The following is a 22,984-nucleotide window of genomic DNA, read 5'->3' as shown; positions in this document are numbered from 1 at the left end:
GAGACTCCCCTACCCTCAATGCTGTGGAATGGTAACGCACTCCCCCATCAGCGCGCCATACACGATATCGGTGCTAATTACCCCGCATCGCGCAGCAAACCAGTACAGTGCCGAGTGGCCTGCCGGCGGAATTGAACCGCCTGAATGTTGTCACTGATTTACCCCTCTGACAATGTTATACGCCAAAAGGAGTCCCACTATGCTGCGCGCCACTTTGCTCGTTTCCACCGCCCTGATCTGCGCTGCCGGTATTACTGCCTGCGAGCGCTCCGCACCCCGCCAGCCGGCGGCATTAAAAGATCAAAACGCAGGCCCTCAGCCCGGCGCACAGGGCAGCGACAAATTTTCCCTTATTGAGGCTGCCACCGCCGAAATTGCCGCGACCAGCGACCGGCAGGTAAAGGGCACGGCGCGCTTTGCCCCGGACACCGGCCAAAACCAGATAAAAATCGAGCTCTCATTAAGCGGGCTGACACCGGGCTTGCACGGCTTGCATATTCACACCCACCCGGACTGCGGTGATAACGGGAGGGCCGCCGGCCCACATTTTAATCCACACGGCGAAGAACACGGCGCACCAAATAGCGAGCGCCAACATGTGGGCGACCTGGGCAATATCGAAGCCGACGCCGAGGGCAAGGTCAATACTGTTATCACAAGCCGTAAGCTGGCATTTAGCGGACCCAATAATGTATTGCATCACACGGTGGTAATACACGCCAACGAGGACGATCTGCACAGCCAGCCCAGCGGCAACGCCGGTGACCGAATTGCCTGTGGGATTATTCGGCCAGCCCAGGATATTCTGGCAAACCAGTGAACACCCATGGCGGCCAGCCTCCTGGCCGCCCGCCTGGAACAGCAGAGTGTATCAGTGACGCCGCTGAAACAGATCAATGATCTGTTCACGGGTTTCATCGCGAATCGCGCTCAGCAGGGCAACCAGATGATCGTTGCGACCGTAGTAAAGTGCTATCTGATCCTTGCAGCGTTCAATAATTTCCTGCTCCTGCTGACAAAAGGGCAATAGCATCCGCTCCGCCACATGAAAATCCTTCACCTCGTCCATCGCGCAAAATTTATCGCGGGGCAACTTGACCGGCTCTCCGCCAAGGATACGCACCACCTCGGCCAGCTCATTGATATGACGCAGGTGGGTTTTACGCAGCTTCGCCAAACGGCCCGCCAAGGGCTCAGCGGCGACGGTGAACATATATGTGCATTGTTCGGTAGACTGGTGGAGCAAATAGAGCAGGCTGCTGAGTTGGGGTAACGCGTTGGAATCATTATTCGCGTAATGCAATTCCATAAATTTTTCTCCAGGGGCTACGGACTGGTGATGAATGCTGCGCAGCTTACCGCCTGGTCACCCGCGCCAACGCCCCACTCCCACTGCGAACGGGAAGCGCGGAGGCTGAGAGTAACGGCTTTGCCGCTGAAACAATGGTGGCACATCCCTGTGCCCAAGCCGGAAAAACGATATGTCTGCCACGGCCGAGCGTGCAGCACATCATTTCAATCCGCTTAATGGCTAACAATAACTCGGGCGGTTTCCGCGCTGAGTTCAACCCGGTTGTGACGCAGCACATCGGCGAGGCTGATAATGCCGCTAAAGCTCTTTTCTTCGGGATTGTTCAACACAACCAGACGATAGGTTTCTGCCTGTTTCATGCTGTCAGCCGCCTGTTCGAGACTGTCATTTTCAAAGCAATACAAGACCTTATCGGTTTTAACCTCTGCGGCCGCCGTATTGTGTGGGTCCAGACCTTCAGCCACTCCGCGCACGGTAATATCCCGATCAGTGACAATGCCTTGCAATTTTTTGTTGTGGTCGTCGGCGATAGGCAAAAACCCCAGGTTCAGGTCACGCATTTTCTGCGCCGCTTCTTCCAGAGTGGCATTCGCCAATAAATACTCGGGGTTTTTGCTCATAACTTGCTGTACTTGCATAGTGAACTCCTTACCGATAAACCAACCAGCGTCACCGACACAAGATCGGTTTTAACGATGATTTTCGCGATATTATTTCCCGCAAAACACCTTTTTAAAAAAAGTATTTCGCGTTCTTTTCAAGACTCACGTTTTTCCATCAAGTTCACGATTAACCGTCAATACACATGATTTAATCGCGACATAATCCTATCGTTATTTTATTTTCCCCGAGCCGACCTATCGCCACCGAAACGGAGTCGAGAGGCTAGGAAACCTTCCTACCAAAACGGTGGTCAGCCTTAAGGCTGACCACCATTCTGCAACTGCGGATGCTCTCTACCTATTACACGGGAACCGACAGGGAATCCTATGCATCAGCGACAACGCCACCCTTTCGCCAGACCTTGCCAAAGTGCTCCATGCGAAACACACGGACACCCGCTGAACCAACAAACAGCGAAAAAATCTACTGACGGCGATAGACCACTGCGCGCCACACTTGAATAATTACGGGATATAGCTAGGGATGATGAGAGAAATCACATCATTGGCGACGGCGCACTCCTGCACTCGGGAATGTCCTCCCAGGGGTAGCGCAATTGCACCAGCGTTTGCTGGCAAGGAAAAGCGACCACCGTCTCTACGACGTGGTTGTGGGTCAGCCTTACCGGCAAACACCAGTGTTTTCAGCTGCAGACTCGACAGCGCCCCGGCCCGAAATACCCGCGGGGGCCAATCAATTTCATGTTCCCCAACAAGCATGCCGTCTATATTCACGACACGCCATCCAGAGAGCTGTTTCAGAAGACTCTGCTCGATTTTTCCTCCGGCTGCATTCGCGTGGAACGGCCCCGGAAACCCGCCGAGTGGGTATTGGCCAACACCATCGATTGGCCACCTCCCGCCTGCAACAGGCTCTGGACTCGGGAGTCGAGCGAAGGAGTGATGTCGCGCCGCCAATACCGGTACATATTGTTTATTTTACCGTTCTGGACGAGGGCGACGACCCGGCATTGAACCAAAGGTCTACAGCCCCCGCGCAATAATCATGCGCTGAACTTCGCTGGTCCCTTCATAGATACTGGTGATACGCACGTCCCGCGACAGACGTTCCAGCGGATATTCCCGGTTGTAGCCATTGCCACCCAGCACCTGCAGACCGGTGTAACAGGCTCGATTCGCCGCCTCGGAGGCATACAGCTTGGCCATGGAGGCCTGCCGCGCGAAATCCTTGCCAGCTTCCTTGGTCGCCGCCGCCTGCATCAGTAACAGTCGCGCTGCTTCCAGTTCGGTGCTCGCGTCGGCCAGCATCCACTGCAAACCCTGGAAATTAATAATGGGCTGACCGAACTGTTCCCGTTCCTTGGCATAGGCGACAGCGTATTCCACCGCAGCCTGACCAAGTCCCAGCGCCAGCGAGCCGATACCGATGCGCCCCCCGGCCAGCTCTCCCAGCGCCACCTGATAGCCGCGATTCAACTCCCCCATCAACGCATCGCCAGGTACGCGGCAATCGTCAAAATACACCGCATTTGTCGCAGAGCCCTTTTGGCCCATTTTGTGTTCCGCGGGCGCTACCGAAACACCGGGTGTGTTGCGCTCCACCAGAAAGCAGGAAATCCCCTTGCCGCGTTTGGCTTCGGGATCCGTTACCGCCCACACGACAAAGACGCCAGCGAACTCACCGCTGGTGATATAGGCTTTTGAACCATTCAATACCCAATCGTCGCCGTCTCTTACCGCGCGGGTTTTCATCGCAGAGGGGTCGGAGCCGGCGCCCGACTCGGTCAGACAAAAGCCCGCCGCCAGATAATCGCCAGAGCAAATCAGTGGCAGGTACTTTTCTTTCTGCGCCTGACTGGCTACCGACTGAATTACCTCGGCAACCATATTGGTCACGGACACCGTCACCGCGGTAGAGGCACAGGCCTTGGCCAGCTCGGTGATGGTCAGACTAAAGGCCAAGGTGCCGGCGCCGGTGCCACCAAAGGCGGGGTCGACATTCAGCCCCATAAAACCCAGTTCAGCCAGCGCTTTCAGGTTTTCCTTGAACAGTTCACCACCCTCACCCTCGTCCAGGCGCGCGGCATTCTCCGCTAGAGCCTTTGTCGCAAAGTCACGGGCGGTACTCTGTATAAGCGATTGTTCTTCCGAAAGTTCAAAGTTCATAACATGTCCTGCTGTTAACTGGGTCGAACTCCGGGGCGTCAACGACCCACCCCCGTTGGCGACAGGGGCAGCGTGGGCCACCCCGGTTGAAAGTAAAACGGCTTACTTGGGCTGCATTCTTACACCGCCATCCATGCGGATACACTCGCCATTCAGGTAGTCACTCTCGATAATAAAGCGCGCCAGCTCGGCGATTTCAGCGGGACGGGCAAGACGCTGTGGGAACAATACGGTTTTCGACAAGCCTTCGTAAACTTCCTTGGGCAGCGACTCAAACATCGGAGTGTCTACCAGGCCCGGCACAATCGTATTCACTCGAATACCCTTTGGTGCGAGGTCGCGGGCGATGGGCAGAGTCATACCGACAATGCCACCCTTACTGGCGCTGTAGGCGGCCTGACCAATCTGGCCTTCGTAGGCAGCGATAGAGGCCGTATTGATGATAACGCCGCGGGCGCCGTCATCGTTTACCGGCTCATTTTTCACCATTTCGACGGCACACAAGCGCAGTACATTGAAGGTGCCTGTCAGGTTGATCGCGATGGTTTTGTTCCACAGCTCCAACGGGAACGCCCCGTCGCGACCCACCGTTTTCGAACCGGTCGCAATACCCGCGCAGTTCACACAGATATGGATCGCAGAAAAACGCGCTATCGTTTTATCGACACCGGCCTGAACAGAGGCCTCGTCAGTCACATCCACCTTGGCAAACATCAGGGACTCACCCAAAGAGGCTTCCAATGCGGTGCCAGCGGCATCATTCAAGTCGAATATTGCTACCTTCGCGCCCTGGGCGACCAAAAGCTCGGCAATTTGACGCCCCATGCCAGAGGCTCCACCGGTGATAACTGCTACTTTATTACGAATTTCCATAGTATTTCCTATCAGGCAAGGTTAGGGGGTGGCGGCCAAAAAGCCTGCGAATAGACATTGTGTTAATAACACTCGACCTTTCAACAGGCGAAGACCACCGCTGCACCGTGGACAAACCCGCAATTTTACTGACCTTTACCGCGCGAACAATGATATTCTGCAAAACGAAATAGACATTTTGTAAAACCTCCCTATGAGCAACTACCCGAGTATCTCCAGCTACTTCCTCAGCGCCGCACTGAAACACTACAAAGACGGCCCGGCCCGCAACCAACTTTTGCGCCGCCACCATATTTCACCGGAGCTACTAAATAGCCCGTCGGCTCGCATCGCAGGCAATCATTTCGCCGACCTGCTGCGGGATTTGATGCTAACCATGGAAGACGAAATACTCGGCTACGGTGCCCAACCCCAGCGCCTCGGCTGCTGGCAGACCATGAGCAAGCTGGCCTGCCAACAACAGGACTTGCAGGGCGCCCTGCTCGAACTCGCCCGCTTTTATCGCTTGATTCCCTGGGGCGTGCAAAGCCGCTTTCGCCATCGTGGCGAAATAGCGACCTTTTCCCTCACCCCCGATGCAGGGCAGGTATTCGAGCCCTATCTCTATGAGTCATTCCTGTTTTATATTTATCGCATGGCGAATTGGCTGATTTCATCGCAAATACCGCTCACCCGAGTGGATTTCAACTTCCCCCGGCCCCGCCACCACCGCGAATATCGCTTCCTGTTTTTGTGCCGCAACATTCGCTACGAGCAGGACCGTTGCCAGCTCCATTTTCCCGCCAGCTTTCAACACCGTCCCGTTGAGCAGAATGCGCTGTCTCTCAGCCGCTTTCTGCAACATGTAAACCTGTCTACCATCGCCCAAACCTTCACCCGGGATTCCTGGCGGGAACGCGTGTGGCAGGAAATTGAACAGCACTTGCCCCGCAATGTGACCTTCGCTGAAATCGCCAGCAACCTGGGTCTTCCTGCACATCAATTGCGCCAGCACCTGCACAACGAAGGCTACGACTACCGGGAAATCAAGGATCAGCTGCGCCGGGACCGGGCAATCCATTTTTTAAGCATAGACGGGCTGAGTGTTGAGCAAACCTCTGCCCAACTGGGCTTCTCTGAACCGAGCGCCTTTATCCGCGCCTTCAAACAATGGACAGGAGTCCAGCCCGGCACCTACAAGCGGCGGCGATCAACACCCGGGCGGATTCAGGCTGGGTAATTCTCGCGATACACCGCATCGCCCATCGCAGCAATTTGCAGATCGATCATTTTGTGAAAAGCACCGAGCACCGGTGAGTAATCCTGATCGGGGTACAACAGATTCAGCGCCGCGACCGCGGCCTCAATGGTCGACAGACCGTCGCGGCGTGGCGACTTGCGTATTCGGTACTCACTGCCGGCGTCCGGCGCCAGTGCCAGGCAGGGCAACTCGAGCAACCAGGGATTGCAATGGATTAACCGCCGCACTTTACGCCACGTACCATCAAGAAGCAGTACACGACGAAACCCCCTCGCCCGGGCCTTCGGCCCGTCCAGAGCAGTGGGGCCGGGATAGATCAGCAAGGTGTCGGTGCGCCACTGCGAGCCGAGGAGCACCTCGGGTTGACATACCTCGTCGACAACCAGGCGACTGCCTTCGATGGCGCGGTGCAGCAGCGGCGCCGACGACAGTGCATGACGCGACTCTGTTGGATCCTGCAGCACGACCAGCTCGCAGGGCGGCGCCAGTGTTACTAACGCATCGCACAGACAGGTTCGCTGGGGGCGCTCGCAGGCCGGGCAATACGCTCTGCTCAAAACGCCTCCGGTGGCGCCACCGTTACCGGCACCCCCGGTGCCTCCGTCCGCAGCAAACCTGACTTGGGGTAAGGCACTCGCAGTATGCGGTCACCGACATAGGAGCCGATATACACTCGGTCTCCCAGGCGCTGGGCAACGGTGCCATTGCCCATTGGCGCGCCATTCTGCTCAATCAGTACCCGCAGCGACATTGTCTCGGGATCAAGTTCCAGTATTTGAAAGGGCGATGTGCACGCGCCATGTGTCAGCCGCGAACAGCTGATAATATCGCTAAGACGCAGCTGCTGGCTGGCCACCAACAACTTACCCTCCCCATCCCACTGCAGGTTATCGGGAAAGTCTACGCTCACCTCGGCGACAAGTTCACTCTGTTCCAGGTCCCACTTTTGCACCAGCCCATCCCGCCAGAGATTGACGAACAAAAAGCGGCCATCTGCGGATAGCTCTATGCCATTAGGGAAATTGCCGGAAAACGCCATTCGCTGAAAACCTGACTTATTCCAGCGCCATATTCCGCCAGGGTTCAAGCCCAGCAGCATTTTCACCTCGGCAAGCCCCGGCTTGCTCAGGTCAGACCCGGCATTTCTATCGTACATATGTGTGACGATAAAGCCGCCCTCAGGTAATGCCACCACGTCATTAAAGTAGGCTCCGTCAGGCGCCAGCGTGCACCCTCGCCACGACAGCGAATATCGTTCGCCATCGGACAATACCTCGAAAAATTCGACCGACTCACGGCCGCCGTGATTGACCACCAGCAACTGCAGGCGACCGTCACCCCGCTGGGACAGGTGGACGCCGTGGGGAGAAAACGCATCAATCGGAGGTACATCACAGTCTATCGCGCCCCACACTTCAGTCTGGGCCCGCCCCTCGCGACTAACCATCAGCGGATCAATTGTCCAAAGCATGGCATAGCGACTGTCGTCACGACTGTCGAGCAGGGACAGGCTGCCCGCCAGCACAGCATGATTATTGGCCATTTCGCTGACGATCAGACTAATACCATCGGGTAGCAGCGCCATGTCTTCCGGCTGCTGCCAACCACAGATCGGCGTGCGATCACCGACGCTTTCGCAATCTCTGATAATGGCTGAGCTATCGCTACAGGCAGCAATCACCAACAACAGCGAAAACACAAACAATTTTCTCATATACCGTGCTCCGAAAGCTGGTGTGCTCCATAAGGTGGCATAGCGCCGAGTTATTGATGGTACACTTAACACTACAACTCCCGTCAAACCTTTTCGCGAGAGAATCCAAATGAAGTCACAGCTGTTCTCCCTTCTGCTACTGGGCAGCTTCTCACTACCGCTTCTGGCACAGAACGCAGACCCTTTTACGGTCTATAAAAACCCCCAGTGCGGATGCTGCAGCAAATGGATCGATCACCTGCGCGACGACGGCTTTTCCGCCAGCGGCGAAAATCGTGACGATATGCCGACGTTAAAAGCCGAGCTGAAGGTACCCGCAAACCTGCAATCCTGCCATACCGGTGTTCAGGGAAACTTCGTTTTTGAAGGACATATTCCCTCCGCCGTTGTACGTCGCTTCCTCGACAATCCGCCCGAAGGTGCGTATGGCCTCGCGGTGCCGGGAATGCCCATAGGAAGTCCCGGCATGGAGATGGGGCCACGCCGCGACAGGTACGACGTTATCGTATTGATGCACGACGGCAACCATCAGGTTTACACCACTATTAACTAGCGTCAGCCCAGCGTTACGCCATCGGAGATGTCATGATTTCCCCCGACAACGCCATACAGGACCAACTCACCGGCAACCATTGCTTCGGCTGTGGCGCGGGCAATCATCAGGGCTTGCGAATAAAAAGCTTTTGGCTGCCCGCCACCCGCTCCGCAACCTGTACCTATCACCCTGCAGCATATCAGTGCTCCGGCTCGCCGCGGTTTCTCAACGGCGGTATCAGTGCGTCGGTCATCGACTGTCACAGCGTGTGTACCGCCATTGCCGACGCCTACGCCAGCGCAGGCTATGCACCCGGTGACGGCGAGCCGCTATGGTATGCCACCGGAGAGATGACCCTGAAATATAAACGCCCGGTACCCATTTCCGCGCCAATCGTGCTTGAGGCGCGCGTTGTGGACTCCAGCCCCAAACGAACCCTGGTGCAGTGCCAACTGATGGCGAATAATAAACTGTGCATCGAAGCGGAAGTGACCGCAGCCAAAGTGGACAACGCATGGATGCAAGCGTGACCATGGCAACACCACCGCGCTTTGGTGAAGGCGACGCCTCCTATCGCGCCGCCGGCGGACTGGACGGCATTCAGCGTCTGGTAGACGCATTCTATACTCAAATGGATAACCTGGAAGCTGCCGCAACGATCAGGGCGATGCACGACAGCAATCTGGACGAAGCCAAACAGCGTCTCAGCTATTTCCTGAGCGGCTGGCTCGGCGGCCCCAGACTGTACGCCGAGCACTTTGGCAGCATTAACATCCCTGGCGCCCACAGTCACCTGGCCATAGGCAATGCGGAACGCGATGCCTGGCTGCTCTGTATGCGCTATGCGATCGCTGCACAAAATTATCCCAGCGAGTTCGCCAACTACCTACTCGCTCAGCTCACAATCCCCGCTGACCGCATTCATCAGCGGTGCGCATTGGCTCACAACAACTGATTCAAGGACGCCCACAACGTGCCTACTCCCATTGATCCCAAACACCTGATTCTGGACAACTATCCCCGAGTCATCACCACAGAGCCCCGCTACTCCGACATGGATACCAATGCGCATCTGAATAACGGCGCCATCGGCACCTACTATGAAAATGCCCGGGCGCATATGTTGATCTACCTGTTTCAGCGCCCAGATCATTTCAGCGCCCAGGCGCCCGACCGCACGATCCTGGCCGAAATCACACTACGCTACCTGGCTGAAGGCAGCTTCCCGGAGCCAGTCACCGTCGGCAGCGCGATTGGCCACATTGGTAACAGCTCCTTTTCCATGGTTCAGGCCCTCTTCCAGAAAGACCGGTGTATCGGCGTCGCAGAGACCACCATGGTCTACCAGATCGACGGCAAGTCAGCGCCGATCACCGGAGAACTACGCGAGAGATTTATCAGCCAGCAAATTGCGGGCTAGCCAGCCAAGCCTCCTTGCAGGCACCGATCATGGCAAACACCTGCCGGTGTCGCTGTGACTCAGAAGCGGAAAATACTCGAAAGATGACCGCATTTCAGCCGCGCGCTAACGGGTTGGCTCGCTGAATTTGGCACAAACGCTACGGAAATAGAGAGCCCTGCCGTTCGCACTGATCAGGACCGGCAAGCGGCTCTGCGTTCAAGGAGTACGGAGCCTCACCGCCCAGGATCGCCGCCGCCTGCGCCACCGCCCCCCGCAACCAGATGTCGACATCGCCAGGAGCGAGTAACAAAGGAGCACGCGGATGCAGCCAGGCCATTGATGCCGGCGCAGGCGTCGTCAAAATGGTAAAGCTGTCCACACGCTGGTCGCCCCGCGACCATACCTCCCACAAGCCGGCCAGCAGCATCGGCTGGGCACTTGAAACCCGGTAGCACTGCTTGCCAGCCGTTCCCTGCGTCCATTCAAAATACGCCGACACCGGCACAAGGCAGCGCTGGCCACTGCGCCATGCATCCCGAAACGCAGGTTTATCGGCCACTCCCTCGACCCGGGCATTAAACGTGCTGAATTTCACCTTGGGCTGGCGCGACCAGCGTGGAAGCAACGACCAGCGCCGGTCGCGCCAGCCGTCGGCCGACAGTGTCAGCGCCGCCTCGCTGGGCTTTACCGAAAAGCGGATGGGCAACTGTTCCGGCCAGGAGGTTAACAGGCCGCGCCACTCCTGCATTGCCGCCAAATGCTGTTCAAATCGTCCGCACATCTTTTTCGTGCTGCCCTTTCATCTGCGCAGGCCAAACACCGTACTATTGCAAACTATCGCTGCAACCACAGGGCCCGCCCAATATAATGAGACCACCAACAATAAACAGGGAACTATCATGCCACAATCTCTACGCCCGTTTACTATCGCCATTGAAGACCAGGCATTGCAAGATCTTGAACAACGTCTGACCCAAACTCGATGGCCGGAAGCCGAGACCGTTGACGACTGGTCACAGGGCGTGCCACTCGCCAGCATCAAAGCACTGTGCAACCATTGGCTGCACCACTACGACTGGCGCGAGTTTGAAACACGTCTCAATCGCTATCCACAATTTTTGACAGAAATAGACGGCCTGGACATTCATTTTCTGCACATTCGCTCGACCCACGCCGAGGCAATGCCAATGATTCTCACCCACGGCTGGCCGGGGTCCTTCGCCGAATTTCTCAATGTTATCGACCCCCTCGTCAACCCCACTGCCCACGGTGGCAGCGAGAGTGACGCCTTTCACCTGGTAATACCCTCCCTGCCCGGCTACGGCTTTTCCGGCAAACCGGCAAAAACCGGCTGGGGGCTGGAACGCATTGCCCAGGCATGGATCACACTGATGGATCGCCTGGGTTACGACCGCTACGTTGCCCAAGGGGGGGACTGGGGTTCAGGTGTTACCAGCAAAATTGGCGAAATCCAGCCCCCACAGTGCATGGGCATACACTTGAATATGGCACTGGCCATGCCCACCGAAGAGGATCACGCCAATCTCAGCGACAGGGACAAGAAGGCGCTCGCCGATGTTCAATACTACTTCGACCACGACTCTGCCTATGCCATGCAACAAAAATCCCGTCCGCAGACGCTGGCCTACGGTCTGGCCGATTCCCCCGTCGCCCAGGCTGCCTGGATCTACGAGAAATTTCACAGCTGGACTGACAATAACGGCGCCCCGGAAGACGCACTCTCGGTCACCGCCATGCTGGACAATATCAGCCTTTACTGGCTGACCAATAGCGGAGCGTCGTCGGCGAGATTGTACTGGGAAAGCTTTAGCGATATGAGCGGTGTAGAGATTTCATTGCCTACGGGGATATCAGTGTTCCCCCGGGAAATATTTCGCCCGGCAAGGGCTTGGGCGGAACGTAAATACCACAATATCATCCACTGGGGAGAGCCCGCCAAAGGCGGCCATTTCGCGGCCTTTGAGCAGCCGGAAATTTTTGTCGACGAGTTGCGCCAGTGTTTTGCCAGTCTTCGCTAAGCACTCTGCCAACCCCAAAGAGATAAACGCTACAGGCACAAAAAACCCCGGATAACCGGGGTTTCGATCAAATAAAAAGAGGCCCTTACAGACCTCTTTCCACTCGAGTTTAGTTAGCGACTTCAGCTTCCATTACTGCAACAACGCGACGGTTAGCCAGACGGCCCGCAGCAGTGTTGTTGTCAGCGATCGGACGCTCTTCGCCGTAACCGATAGCGCTCAAACGGTTGGCAGCAATGCCGAACTCGTTAATCAGCATCAGGCGTACGGCATCAGCACGTTTTTGCGACAGCTGCTTGTTGAAGGACGCTGCACCAGTGCTGTCAGAGTGACCTTCGATCACAGTGCGCACACCAGAGAACTTCTTCATGAACTCAGCAACCTTGGCCACTTCTGCACGCTGAGTCGCAGGAATTACCGCAGAACCGCTTGGGAAGTTCACTTGCAGTTTGATACTTTCAGTCTGCTTCAGCACGAACTTACAGCCGAATTTATCGACCTGACGGCCAGCAGGCGTGTTCGGGCACTTGTCACGGTAGTTGGGAACGCCGTCACCGTCCTTGTCCAGCGCACAGCCTTTGGCATCAACTGCGATACCCGCTGGAGTGCCGGGGCACTGGTCAACCGTATCCGCAACACCGTCGGCATCGCCATCAGCGGGCCCCAAAGCGGGAGCGGGAGCTGGCATCATGCTGGAGGAAGACTTCTGACCCATCGCGAAGCTTACACCCACCGACAGGATAACGTCGTTGGCATCAGTATCAGTAGCGTAGAAGTAACGTGCGTCAGTACGCAGGCTCAGGTTGTCCTGCAGTTTATAACGGAAGCCGCCACCTGCGTTCAACTGGGTGAAATAGCTTTCCTGATCGAGACCGCCGTCAAATTCCAGTGCGCCCTGGCCGATACCCACCGCCGCATAGGGAGACAAACCGTTCTGCTCACCGTAGTAACGCAGCATGTTCAGTGAGCCGAAAATCACTTCCGCATCGCGGTCAGGATTATCCGAGCTGCTGTCAGCGGTGCCATAGGTCAGCATCCCTTCAACACCCCAGTTTTCTGACAGCTTGTTCTCGATACTCAGTACAATCACAGGAGCATCGTCAAGATCGCTCTCCTCGCTCATGAACTGGTAGCCGAGACCGGCGTTCAGATACCACTTGTTTTCTTCCGCTGACGCTACCGCCGAAGCCATGGCTACTGCTGTAGCCGTCGCGCCCAGTAGGAACTTACGCATAATACTCCCCCTAATTATCACTTTGGTCTTCCTTCGCCATGCCTGAGCGGCACGTCTGAATTCAAGAATAACACGAGCTTAAGGCCTTTAGGGCCTCAAATTTTGTAAATATACCGCGGCCCACTATACGCATCCAGTAGACCAACTCCAATTTCGCAGAACTAGAATTACCACTACAGGCCATGCTTTACCACAATATTTTAAAAAATTTCTATCTCTGGCCTGTCGAGAGCAATTCCTCATTTATAGCCCAGTATCACAGATTAGCAAAATCAGCCTGCACTAAGTCCACGACATAACCTCCCTGACGAAGGGAATGGTCAACTTCCGACGCTGCACCAGACTATGGCGATCCAGCTCGTTTAACACTTCGAACAAGCTGCTGAAGTCTCGCTGACAACGCCGGTAAATATACTCAGCTACCGCATCATTAAGTCCCAGACCACGCTCCAAAGCCCGGTGCTGCAAGGCTTTGATGCGCTCCGACTCGGTCATCTCCACCAATCGGTAGCGACTGAACCCCTGCAACCTCGAACGCAGGTCCGCCAAGCCGACATCCATACTCTGCGGAGCCTGTACTGCCGCCAGCACCAGAAATGTGCCACTCGACAGACAGCGGTTATAGACGTTGAACAGCGCGACTTCCCAATCCGCCTTACCGGCTACAGCACCAAGATCATCAAGACAGAGCAGATCCAGCGCCTCTACTCCCTCCAATACTGCTTCGGCGGGAAAATGGATCACCTCTTCCAGGGGGATATAACGCGCCAGCTTTTCATTGGATACTGCCAGATGGCAGCAGGCCTGTAACAGGTGGCGGCGCCCGGTGTCACCAGACAGCAGGGTAAATTGTTCACCGTCACCCAATGCCGCTCGACGCAGCTCGCTGACCAGCAGCTGTTGGGAATGCGGAACATAGTAATTATCAAAAGTGGCTTCGGTATCCAGACTCAGCGCCAGGGGCAACTGCTCAGCGGTCATTGGCGCGGCTCCGACAGCGACTCCTCGTCAGTTGGCGTCAAAGGCAGACCGCCCTCGGAATACCACTGACTGATGAGATAGCGCTGATGCAAGTAACTGAACAGCACCTTGAAAACCGCCGCTGCCGGCAATGCCAGCAGCACCCCAAGGAAGCCGAACAATTGCCCCCCTGCGAGCACCGCAAAAATCACCATTACCGGGTGCAGCCCGATCTTGTCACCCACCAGAGTCGGCGTCAGCAATACGCTTTCCAGCACCTGGCCCACACCAAATACACCGGCTACCGCCAGCAGTTCCCAACTCAGCCCAAACTGGAAGTAGGCCGCCACGCCGGCGGCGACGATACCGACCAAAAACCCCAGGTACGGCACAATACTGGCCAGCCCCGCGACCAAACCGAGCACCAGCGCCAGATCGACACCCACCGCCCACAGGCCTATGGTATAAATTGCCGCCAGCGCCAACATTACCAGCAACTGGCCGCGGGCAAAGGCACCGAGAATGTCATCGCACTCTGTTGCCAGGTCAACGCACAGCTGTTCTCTGGAACGAGGCAATAATTTGCGGATCGCAGCGGTCATCAAGTCCCAATCGCGCAGCAGGTAGAACGTCACTACCGGTATCAGCGCCACATTGGCCATCCAGGTGATAAACGCCATACTCGAGCCACTGATCTTTTGCCATAAATACAGCAACACGCCCCCTGCGGCGTTCCAGTTTTTACTCAATGCTTCTTTAGCCGAGTCGATGGGCGGCTGTCCGCGATCAGGCAAATCCAGAAACGCTCTCAGCTGTGGCAACGCCTCCGCCTGGAACCACTGTACAAAGGCGTGCAACCGAGTGATCAGCAACTGCACCTGATCGAGCAATATCGGCAAGGTAACCAGAACAATAATCAAACTGACAAGCGTCAGACAGCTGAATACGATAACCACCGCCGCGCTGCGGCCAATTCGGCGCTCCTCAAGACGATCGACCAGGGGGTCGCCCATATAGGCCAGCACCGCCGCAATCGCAAAGGGCATTAGAATCGGGCTCAGTGCACGGAACAACAGCGCCAATAGAATGACGCCACCAACGCTGTACACCATGCGGCTGTTGATGGTCATTTTCTACCCTGCCAGAGATAGTAGGATTGGACTGCCATCGGGGTTATTGCTCCGCTCGCATTCTGCACTTCCCGCAGGCGCCCATCCAGCGCCAGATACCGCCGCACCTTCTCGACGTCATCCTTCAGCACCAGCTCCATGACCAGCTCCGCGCCGTCCAACCACACCGCATTGGCGTGTTCAACCATGGCCAGACCTTCCATATAGGAGAGCAGATGCGCGTACTCGCTAAAATTATCAACCCCACCGATATGGATCAGCGTATTCCCCGAGCGCTGCCCACCAGCCACTGCCGCGTAGCGACGGCCCTGAATATCGGCGATCAAGTCCACCACCGGGCTGAGCATTTCCTCGGAGTTTTGCCCTTGACTGTCGAGACGCGAGTACCCGTCTTCACTCAATAACACCCAACTCGCCACCCATTGCCCGGTCGAGAATTCCGACGCCCGACCCATCAGCACATAGGGGGGCGAGTAGCGTTCAGAGGCGGCTTTGACATCCTCGATGGACATCTGCCACACCTGATCGGTGGTCAGATTGGCCGCATCGACCAGATCAAAGAGGGGAAATTGAAGCGCCAGGCCACGCCGCTGTGCCTGCGCCTGCAGCTCTGCCTCAACCCGGGGATCAGCCCCCGCAGCAACAAAGTTGCGACCGGCGGCGGTATCCACCACCAGCCAAACAATCACTTCGGGCCGGTTCGCCGACCATACAGGCAGAAAGGCCGACTGCAACACGGCGTTTACCTGACCCGGGGCGAAACTCATATCAACCAACAACCCTTCACCCTGATCACTATTCGCCCGCTGATAACGATACCGGGTCAAAAATGGCTCGGGAGCCGCCAGCGCCGAGATGATCGCCGGGTGTTCGCGCACATCCCGCCGCCCCGACACTCGCACAAACACTTCCTCCAGGCCCGCGGCGGCGGCCTGCTTAAGGGACTGTGCCGACTGCTCTGTCACGGGATACTGCGCATCGTATAGCCCAGCAACCGTACCCGCCAACGACGCCGTCGCACCGCCGAGACACCACGCCACCACCAGGGTACGAAAAAAAGCTCTAACCACCTTGTTAAACTCCCATCACAGACATTCCGGGCCGTAGTGTAGCAAGCCTCGGGCGACAGCCCTAACCCCACAGCACCCCGGCGAGCTCACATCGCACAAATTGTCATCCTCCGACGGCGGCAAACACTATAAACTTTCCGGGCGATACACCGCTGCCAATCGCAGGCCCACCGCTATCTATAGCCCTTCCACTCCGCTCAGCGTGAAATCAGCACAACATGCGGTATTTCAATTAGCTTTGGCAAGCCCTAGAATAGCGCCCTCACAGAGGACTGCCCAGCACTATGACCGATTCCAAAAAAACCAGCCTGAGTTATAAAGACGCCGGTGTCGATATCGACGCAGGTGACGCACTTGTCGATCGCATCAAGGACGTCGCCAAACGCACCCGTCGCCCCGAAGTCATGAGCGGACTCGGCGGTTTCGGCGCCCTGTGCCAGCTACCCAGCGGCTACAACGAGCCGGTATTGGTATCCGGCACCGACGGCGTTGGCACCAAGCTCCGCCTCGCCATGGATCTGGGCATTCACGACAGCATTGGCATCGACCTGGTTGCCATGTGTGTCAACGACCTGCTGGTCACGGGCGCAGAACCGCTGTTCTTCCTCGACTATTATGCAACCGGCAAACTCAATGTCGATATCGCCGCCAGCGTTGTCACCGGCATTGGTGCAGGCTGTGAAATGGCTGGCTGCGCATTGGTCGGTGGTGAAACCGCGGAAATGCCCGGCATGTACGAAGGCGAAGACTACGACCTGGCCGGCTTTTGTGTCGGCGTGGTGGAAAAATCGAAGATCATCGATGGCAGCTCCGTACGCATCGGCGATGTATTGATCGGGGTTGGCAGTTCTGGCCCGCACTCCAACGGTTATTCGCTGGTGCGAAAAATTGTCGAGCGCAGCGAAGTGCCACTGGACAGCGCCTTCGGCGACAGTACCCTGGGCAAAACCCTGCTGGCACCAACGCGCATCTACATCAAACCGATACTGAATATCATCAAGCAGTTTCAGGTAAATGCCCTCGCCCATATCACCGGCGGTGGCCTGCTGGAAAATATTCCCCGAGTACTCCCCCCCAACACCAAGGCCGTGATCGACACCCGCAGCTGGCAGCAGCCCGCCATTTTTGACTGGCTTCAGGTTGAGGGCAACGTTGAGGATCGCGAGATGTACCGCACCTTCAACTGCGGTATCGGCATGGTCATGGCCGTGCCACAGGGCGATGCTGAGGGCATTATCGACATGCTCAAGCAGCACAATGAGACGGCCACAGTCATCGGCCAGATTGAAATGGCAGAAGACGGCGACGAGCGCGTAGAGCTGAAAGGCCTGTAACGGCGATGCCCTGTCGTATTGTAGTACTGATATCCGGCGGTGGCTCGAACTTGCAGTCGCTGATTGACTGCGCCGCCCGCGATGAACTGGGCGGCGGCAGTATCGCCGCCGTGTTCAGCAACAAACCCGAGGCCGGAGGCCTGCAACGCGCCGCCGAAGCGGGCATTGCCACACGCTGCATCAACCATACTGACTTCGACAGCCGGGATAGTTTCGACCTCGCCCTGCGTACAGAAATCGACACATTCCACCCCGACCTGGTGATTCTCGCCGGGTTTATGCGAATATTGACCGCGGACTTTGTTAAACACTACCGCGGACGGCTGATAAACATCCACCCATCCCTGCTTCCCAAGTACCCGGGGCTGCGCACCCACCAGCGCGCCATCGACGCCGGCGACAGCGAGGCCGGCGCCACGGTGCACTTCGTCACCGAAGAGCTGGACGGCGGCCCGCCGATCATTCAGGCAAAAGTACCAATAAATAGCGGCGATACTGCGGAAACCCTTGCACAGAAAGTCTTGTCCAAAGAACATCGGATCTACCCACTGGCGGCCCGCTGGTTCGCCGAAGGTAGATTGTCCCTGACTGGATCCAAGGCGGTACTCGATGACCAAGCATTACCGGAAAGCGGCTTCCCATACTCTGATTCGTAGCCTTACGGCCTGGCTAATATTCAGCCTCTCTTCTGCCGCCATGGGCGATACTGTGGCAAGCCCGGAGGCGACGCCCCCAATCCCCCTTCACCCCTATCGCGCGGAATACCAAATCAGCCATAACGGTCTCAGCACCGTCGCCAAGCGGGAGCTTGCTCGGCGAGGCGAACACTGGGTGCTCAGCCAGAACGCCAGAATATTCTTTCTGAAAGTCGATGAAGAAGCCCTGATCGAAACCACGGACAGCGGGTTGCGACCACTGCGCTACGACTACGAAAACAGCGTCAGCAGCAAGCGTAACCAGCGGATTCGTTTCGATTGGCAGCGCAATACCGTCGCTGACAAGAAGGCCCGCAAACCCTGGTCCTTTGAACTCAAGGACAACTATACCGATCAGCTCAGCTCGCAATTGCAGCTTCGTCAGCAGCTGTTGGCGGGTAGTTTCGACGATAACGGCCATATCGAGCAGACCATTATCAGCAACGGCAAGATCAAAACCTATCGCATCGAGAAATTGGGCGAGGAATCGGTCGAAACCGCACTGGGCAACTTCGACACAGTGAAATTGCGCCGCCACCGTGAGGGTAGCAGCAGCGAAACCTTTATCTGGATGGCGCCGGAGTTGAACTACCTGATCGTCAAAATGGAGCAGGTTGAAGACGACGACAACTTTTCGCTCGAAATCCTCAAGGCCGACATTCGCCCCGCCCTCGCCCAGCAGTGGTAACTCAGGTCTTGGGCAGGGTAACGCCGGTCTGCCCCTGGTACTTGCCTCCGCGATCCCGGTAACTCACTTCACAGATCTCGTCTGATTCAAAGAACAGCATCTGCGCCACCCCTTCGTTGGCGTAGATCTTGGCGGGCAGCGTTGTGGTATTGGAAAATTCCAGAGTCACGTGACCCTCCCACTCAGGCTCCAGCGGGGTGACGTTAACAATAATGCCGCAGCGGGCGTAAGTAGACTTACCCAGGCACACCGTCAGTACGCTGCGGGGAATCCGAAAGTACTCCACGGTGCGGGCCAGTGCAAAGGAATTGGGCGGAATAATGCAATGATCGCCAGTGAAGTTCACAAAGCTCTTCTCGTCGAAGGCCTTGGGATCGACCGTTGCCGAATAGGTATTGGTAAACACCTTGAACTCATTGGCACACCGCACATCGTAGCCGTAGCTGGAGGTGCCATAGGAAATAATCTTACTGCCATCGCGCTCGCGCATCTGGCCTGGCTCAAAGGGCTCTATCATGCCCTCGTTCTCCGCCATCCGGCGAATCCACTTATCCGATTTTATTGACATATCTTCCTCTTGCTGCGCCGTTGAGGCACGCAGCTTGTCCTGTGATTAATCGTCGCTGATAGAAATTTGCGGGGCCGCCTCTGCGGTAGCCGCGCGCGTCACCAATTCAGCGGCCATTGCCAGCGCCGCGCCGCGATAGAGCTGCGCGGCTTCGCCGTTGGGCTCTGCGACCATAACCGGCACACCGCAGTCAGCCTGTTCGCGAATCTGCAACGACAACGGCAGTGCGCCAAGCACTTTCACCCCGTAATCTGCGGCGATACTCTGGGCGCCGCCCTGACCAAAGATATGCTCGTGGTGCCCGCACTGGCGGCAGACATGAACCGCCATATTCTCGACCACCCCCAATACCGGCACCGACACCTTGGCAAACATTTCGATACCTTTTTTCGCATCCAGCAGGGCGATATCCTGGGGCGTTGTAACGACTACCGCGCCGGCTATGGGCACCTTCTGCGACAGGGTCAGCTGAATATCCCCGGTTCCCGGCGGCATATCGACAATCAGATAATCCAGATCCTGCCAATAAGTCTGATAAAGCAGTTGTTGCAACGCGCCGGTGGCCATCGGCCCCCGCCACACCATCGGCGTTTTTTCAGTAACCAGATAGCCCATCGACATCGACTGTATTCCATGGGCCTCAATCGGCAACAGATAGTGGGTGCCATACTGCTTCGGCCGCACGCCCTCGGCGACTCCCAACATCATCTGCAGGCTGGGGCCGTAGATATCCGCGTCGAGAATACCCACCCGTGCGCCCTCAGCGGCCAGTGCCAACGCAAGATTCACCGATGTGGTGGATTTGCCCACCCCCCCCTTGCCCGAGGCAACGGCGATAATATTGCGGACATTTTCCAGATTCTGGATTTTTTGCTGGCTGACATGAGCGGCTACCTTCCAGCTCACACTCACCGAGGCCTGACTGCCTATTTCCCGCAGCTGAGCCTGCAAAAACTGCTCATACTCCCGCTGGCGACTTTTTGCCGGGAAGCCCAGCTCAATCGCGCAGGTATCGCTATCCGCGCGCAGGACCTTGCCCAACACTGACAGCGGCTGACTTTGCCCGGGCAGCACCGCCGCCAATACACACTGTTCTATTGCCTGTTGTGTCGTCACAGTGATCCCTCTGTCTTCCGGCTTGATACAAAACGTGATTTCATGCGAAGCCCGCGAGTATACGCCGCCGACAGTTCGGTCACAACGCCGCAACAAGTGCGTTCACAGCGCAAAACCGCTATAGTAACGCGCCTCAAAACCTGAACGACTTAACACCCTGTGCGGGGCCGGACAACGCTCCTGGCCGCCAGACCGCCCATCGTTACCGCTAAAGGATTGTCATGCCACGCAAGATTTTGGTTACCAGCGCTCTTCCCTATGCCAATGGCCCACTGCACCTCGGCCACCTGCTGGAGTCGATCCAGACAGATATATGGGTTCGCTTTCAGAATCTGCGCGGCCACCAGTGCGCCTATCTCTGCGCCGACGACGCCCACGGCACCGCCATTATGCTCACCGCAGAAAAACTGGGCATCACCCCTGAAGAACAGATCGCCAGAGTAAAAGCCGAGCACGAGCGCGATCTTGCGGGCTTTCTGATCAACTTCGACAACTACTACAGCACCCATTCCGACGAGTGTCGCCACTACTCAGAAGAAATCTACCGGCGTCTGGACGCCAACGGCCATATCGAACGCCGGGACATCCAGCAATTGTTCGATCCGGAAAAGGAACTGTTTCTGGCCGACCGCTACATCAAGGGCAGCTGTCCCAAGTGCAAGGCCGAAGACCAGTACGGCGACAACTGCGAGGCTTGCGGTGCGACCTATACCCCCGCCGACCTGATCAACCCGCGCTCGGCCATTTCCGGCGCCACCCCCGTGGAAAAGACCTCCACCCACTACTTCTTCAAGCTCGCCGAGTTCGAGGGACTGCTGCGCGACTGGACCCGCAGCGATGCCCTGCAACCCCAGATCGCCAATAAACTGAGCGAATGGCTCGACGCCGGGCTGCACAGCTGGGATATTTCCCGGGATGCGCCCTACTTCGGCTTCGAAATTCCCGGTGCCCCCGGCAAATACTTTTATGTATGGCTGGATGCGCCCATCGGCTATATGGCCAGCTGCGCCAACTGGTGCGAACGGGAAGGATTGAATTTCAACGATTACTGGGGCAAGGACTCCACTGCCGAGCTCTACCATTTTATCGGCAAGGATATTATCAATTTCCACGGACTGTTCTGGCCCGCCATGCTGGACTCCGCCGGCTTCCGTCAGCCCACGGCGATTTACGCCCACGGCTTTCTGACGGTCAACGGCAAGAAGATGTCCAAATCCCGGGGCACCTTCATCAAGGCCGAGACCTATCTCAAACACCTGCCGGCCCAGTACCTGCGCTACTATTTTGCCGCCAAGCTGTCCGGCGCCGTCGATGATATCGACCTCAACCTGGAAGACTTTACCAAGCGGGTTAACTCCGACCTGATCGGCAAGCTCATCAATATTGCCAGCCGCAGCGCCAAATTCGTGCACAAGGGCAATAATGGGCGCCTGAGCGCCGAGCTGCATAAACCCGAGTTGTGGCAGCAGGTGGTCGCCGCCAGCGAAGGCATTGCCGAACACTTCGAGCGCCGCGACTACGGCAAAGCCGTACGCGAAATCATGGCGCTGGCCGACGCCACCAATGAATATTTTGACGCCTCTGAACCATGGAAGCTGGCCAAAGAGGACGGCGGCGCCATTCAGGCCGCTGCGGTCGCCTCCCAGTGTCTGAACTGTTTCCGTGCCCTGAGCACCTACCTGGCACCGGTGCTACCGGAGCTGGCCGAGCAGGTTGCCAGCTTCTTCAACGCCCCGCTGGACTGGTCAGGACCGATTGAACCCTTACTCGACCACCCCATCGAAAACTTCAAGGCGATGATGTCCCGCGTCGATCCGGATAAGGTTCAGGCAATGGTTGACGACAGCAGCGACACCAGCGCTGCCGCCGCTCCGCAACCCGCCGCCAAACAAGGTAAAAAAGCCGGGGACGAACCGGCTCTGGGAGAAACGATAGAGTTTCCCGACTTCGCCAAGGTTGACCTGCGCGCGGCACTGATTGTCAAAGCCGAACACGTCGAGGGCGCCGACAAGTTGCTGCAACTCACCCTCAGCCTCGGCGAGCTGGGTGAAAAGCAGGTATTCGCCGGGATAAAATCCGCGTACGCCCCCGAGCAACTGGTGGGCAAACTCACGGTAATGGTGGCCAACCTCGCACCGCGTAAAATGCGCTTCGGCGTTTCCGAAGGCATGGTGCTGGCGGCCGGGCCAGGCGGCAAGGAGATTTTCCTGTTGAGCCCCGACAACGGCGCCCAGCCCGGCATGAAGATCCAGTAGTCATTTATCGGCAAAACCGATAAACGATTC

Annotated in this window: 25 protein-coding genes; 12 read left to right on the top strand and 13 right to left on the bottom strand. The window is 57.0% G+C overall.

Annotation, left to right across the window (positions count from 1 at the left end; translation table 11 throughout):
* Positions 1-199: 199 nt before the first annotated feature.
* A complete protein-coding gene (locus HCU74_RS02710; protein WP_168448849.1) occupies positions 200-820 on the top strand; it encodes a superoxide dismutase family protein in 621 nt (206 codons plus the stop codon).
* A 51-nt stretch (positions 821-871) separates the two neighbouring features.
* On the opposite strand, the gene HCU74_RS02705 is transcribed toward HCU74_RS02710, so the two are convergent.
* Together HCU74_RS02705 and HCU74_RS02700 are read right to left on the bottom strand one after the other, a co-directional pair.
* On the bottom strand, positions 872-1,309 hold the full coding sequence (locus tag HCU74_RS02705) for a ferritin-like domain-containing protein (RefSeq protein ID WP_168448848.1): 438 nt from the start codon (positions 1,307-1,309) through the stop codon (positions 872-874).
* Between the two features lie 215 nt (positions 1,310-1,524).
* Positions 1,525-1,950 (bottom strand): CBS domain-containing protein, encoded by a 426-nt coding sequence (locus HCU74_RS02700; RefSeq protein WP_168448847.1) that lies wholly within the window; start codon positions 1,948-1,950, stop codon positions 1,525-1,527.
* A gap of 633 nt (positions 1,951-2,583) precedes the next feature.
* Between HCU74_RS02700 and HCU74_RS20395 the strand changes: the two genes are divergently transcribed.
* Positions 2,584-2,949, top strand: coding sequence for a L,D-transpeptidase family protein (locus HCU74_RS20395; RefSeq protein WP_428480330.1), 366 nt, complete (start codon positions 2,584-2,586; stop codon positions 2,947-2,949).
* Positions 2,950-2,958: 9 nt separating this feature from the next.
* On the opposite strand, the gene HCU74_RS02690 is transcribed toward HCU74_RS20395, so the two are convergent.
* Positions 2,959-4,101 (bottom strand): acyl-CoA dehydrogenase family protein, encoded by a 1,143-nt coding sequence (locus tag HCU74_RS02690; protein ID WP_168448845.1) that lies wholly within the window; start codon positions 4,099-4,101, stop codon positions 2,959-2,961.
* 102 nt (positions 4,102-4,203) lie between these two features.
* Positions 4,204-4,974: a 3-hydroxyacyl-CoA dehydrogenase gene (locus HCU74_RS02685; protein ID WP_168448844.1), complete on the bottom strand. Its 771-nt coding sequence runs from the start codon at positions 4,972-4,974 to the stop codon at positions 4,204-4,206.
* A gap of 193 nt (positions 4,975-5,167) precedes the next feature.
* Here HCU74_RS02685 and HCU74_RS02680 point away from each other — a divergent pair, with 193 nt between their 5' ends.
* Positions 5,168-6,193, top strand: coding sequence for an AraC family transcriptional regulator (locus HCU74_RS02680; RefSeq protein WP_168448843.1), 1,026 nt, complete (start codon positions 5,168-5,170; stop codon positions 6,191-6,193).
* Here HCU74_RS02680 and HCU74_RS02675 read toward each other — a convergent pair.
* The gene (locus HCU74_RS02675; RefSeq protein WP_168448842.1) at positions 6,181-6,771 is read right to left on the bottom strand and encodes a tRNA-uridine aminocarboxypropyltransferase; all 591 of its coding nucleotides are present in this window, start codon (positions 6,769-6,771) and stop codon (positions 6,181-6,183) included. The two genes, HCU74_RS02680 and HCU74_RS02675, sit on opposite strands and share 13 nt — an antisense overlap.
* Positions 6,768-7,928, bottom strand: coding sequence for an SMP-30/gluconolactonase/LRE family protein (locus HCU74_RS02670; protein ID WP_168448841.1), 1,161 nt, complete (start codon positions 7,926-7,928; stop codon positions 6,768-6,770). The genes HCU74_RS02675 and HCU74_RS02670 overlap by 4 nt, the downstream gene beginning before the upstream one ends.
* A 109-nt stretch (positions 7,929-8,037) precedes the next feature.
* On the opposite strand from HCU74_RS02670, the gene HCU74_RS02665 reads away from it, so the two are divergent.
* The 4 genes from HCU74_RS02665 to HCU74_RS02650 are packed head-to-tail and all read left to right on the top strand — an operon-like array spanning position 8,038 to position 9,883.
* A complete protein-coding gene (locus HCU74_RS02665) occupies positions 8,038-8,481 on the top strand; it encodes a DUF411 domain-containing protein (RefSeq protein WP_168448840.1) in 444 nt (147 codons plus the stop codon).
* A gap of 32 nt (positions 8,482-8,513) precedes the next feature.
* On the top strand, positions 8,514-8,993 hold the full coding sequence (locus HCU74_RS02660) for a PaaI family thioesterase (RefSeq protein WP_168448839.1): 480 nt from the start codon (positions 8,514-8,516) through the stop codon (positions 8,991-8,993).
* Complete coding sequence (locus tag HCU74_RS02655; protein WP_246864396.1) at positions 8,978-9,418, top strand: group II truncated hemoglobin; 441 nt, start codon at positions 8,978-8,980, stop codon at positions 9,416-9,418. The genes HCU74_RS02660 and HCU74_RS02655 overlap by 16 nt, the downstream gene beginning before the upstream one ends.
* A gap of 18 nt (positions 9,419-9,436) precedes the next feature.
* Complete coding sequence (locus HCU74_RS02650; RefSeq protein WP_168448838.1) at positions 9,437-9,883, top strand: thioesterase family protein; 447 nt, start codon at positions 9,437-9,439, stop codon at positions 9,881-9,883.
* A 139-nt stretch (positions 9,884-10,022) separates the two neighbouring features.
* On the opposite strand, the gene HCU74_RS02645 is transcribed toward HCU74_RS02650, so the two are convergent.
* Positions 10,023-10,646 (bottom strand): SOS response-associated peptidase, encoded by a 624-nt coding sequence (locus HCU74_RS02645; RefSeq protein WP_210425078.1) that lies wholly within the window; start codon positions 10,644-10,646, stop codon positions 10,023-10,025.
* 118 nt (positions 10,647-10,764) lie between these two features.
* Between HCU74_RS02645 and HCU74_RS02640 the strand changes: the two genes are divergently transcribed.
* Positions 10,765-11,904, top strand: coding sequence for an epoxide hydrolase family protein (locus HCU74_RS02640; RefSeq protein ID WP_168448836.1), 1,140 nt, complete (start codon positions 10,765-10,767; stop codon positions 11,902-11,904).
* A 109-nt stretch (positions 11,905-12,013) separates the two neighbouring features.
* On the opposite strand, the gene HCU74_RS02635 is transcribed toward HCU74_RS02640, so the two are convergent.
* From HCU74_RS02635 to HCU74_RS02620, 4 genes are all read right to left on the bottom strand, one after another.
* On the bottom strand, positions 12,014-13,138 hold the full coding sequence (locus tag HCU74_RS02635; protein WP_168448835.1) for an OmpA family protein: 1,125 nt from the start codon (positions 13,136-13,138) through the stop codon (positions 12,014-12,016).
* Positions 13,139-13,420: 282 nt separating this feature from the next.
* The gene (gene hda / locus HCU74_RS02630) at positions 13,421-14,119 is read right to left on the bottom strand and encodes a DnaA regulatory inactivator Hda (RefSeq protein WP_168448834.1); all 699 of its coding nucleotides are present in this window, start codon (positions 14,117-14,119) and stop codon (positions 13,421-13,423) included.
* Positions 14,116-15,228, bottom strand: coding sequence for an AI-2E family transporter (locus tag HCU74_RS02625; protein WP_168448833.1), 1,113 nt, complete (start codon positions 15,226-15,228; stop codon positions 14,116-14,118). The genes hda and HCU74_RS02625 overlap by 4 nt, the downstream gene beginning before the upstream one ends.
* Complete coding sequence (locus tag HCU74_RS02620; RefSeq protein ID WP_168448832.1) at positions 15,225-16,298, bottom strand: DUF2066 domain-containing protein; 1,074 nt, start codon at positions 16,296-16,298, stop codon at positions 15,225-15,227. The genes HCU74_RS02625 and HCU74_RS02620 overlap by 4 nt, the downstream gene beginning before the upstream one ends.
* 284 nt (positions 16,299-16,582) lie before the next feature.
* On the opposite strand from HCU74_RS02620, the gene purM reads away from it, so the two are divergent.
* The 3 genes from purM to HCU74_RS02605 are packed head-to-tail and all read left to right on the top strand — an operon-like array spanning position 16,583 to position 19,015.
* On the top strand, positions 16,583-17,632 hold the full coding sequence (gene purM / locus HCU74_RS02615; RefSeq protein ID WP_168448831.1) for a phosphoribosylformylglycinamidine cyclo-ligase: 1,050 nt from the start codon (positions 16,583-16,585) through the stop codon (positions 17,630-17,632).
* 5 nt (positions 17,633-17,637) lie between these two features.
* Entirely contained in the window at positions 17,638-18,288 is a 651-nt protein-coding gene (gene purN / locus HCU74_RS02610) for a phosphoribosylglycinamide formyltransferase (RefSeq protein WP_168448830.1), read from the top strand.
* Positions 18,242-19,015, top strand: coding sequence for a DUF3108 domain-containing protein (locus HCU74_RS02605; protein ID WP_168448829.1), 774 nt, complete (start codon positions 18,242-18,244; stop codon positions 19,013-19,015). Before purN ends, HCU74_RS02605 begins: the two co-directional genes overlap by 47 nt.
* Before the next feature lies 1 nt (position 19,016).
* On the opposite strand, the gene dcd is transcribed toward HCU74_RS02605, so the two are convergent.
* A complete protein-coding gene (gene dcd / locus HCU74_RS02600) occupies positions 19,017-19,583 on the bottom strand; it encodes a dCTP deaminase (protein WP_168448828.1) in 567 nt (188 codons plus the stop codon).
* A gap of 45 nt (positions 19,584-19,628) precedes the next feature.
* Positions 19,629-20,705, bottom strand: a complete 1,077-nt coding sequence (gene apbC, locus HCU74_RS02595) for an iron-sulfur cluster carrier protein ApbC (protein ID WP_168449151.1) — start codon at positions 20,703-20,705, stop codon at positions 19,629-19,631.
* A 215-nt stretch (positions 20,706-20,920) separates the two neighbouring features.
* Between apbC and metG the strand changes: the two genes are divergently transcribed.
* A complete protein-coding gene (gene metG / locus HCU74_RS02590) occupies positions 20,921-22,954 on the top strand; it encodes a methionine--tRNA ligase (protein ID WP_168448827.1) in 2,034 nt (677 codons plus the stop codon).
* The last annotated feature ends 30 nt before the right edge of the window (positions 22,955-22,984 follow it).

This window comes from Spongiibacter thalassae (genome assembly GCF_012272835.1).
Classification (GTDB): Bacteria; Pseudomonadota; Gammaproteobacteria; order Pseudomonadales; family Spongiibacteraceae; genus Spongiibacter; species Spongiibacter thalassae.
This window is presented reverse-complemented; position numbering and strand designations above follow the sequence as displayed.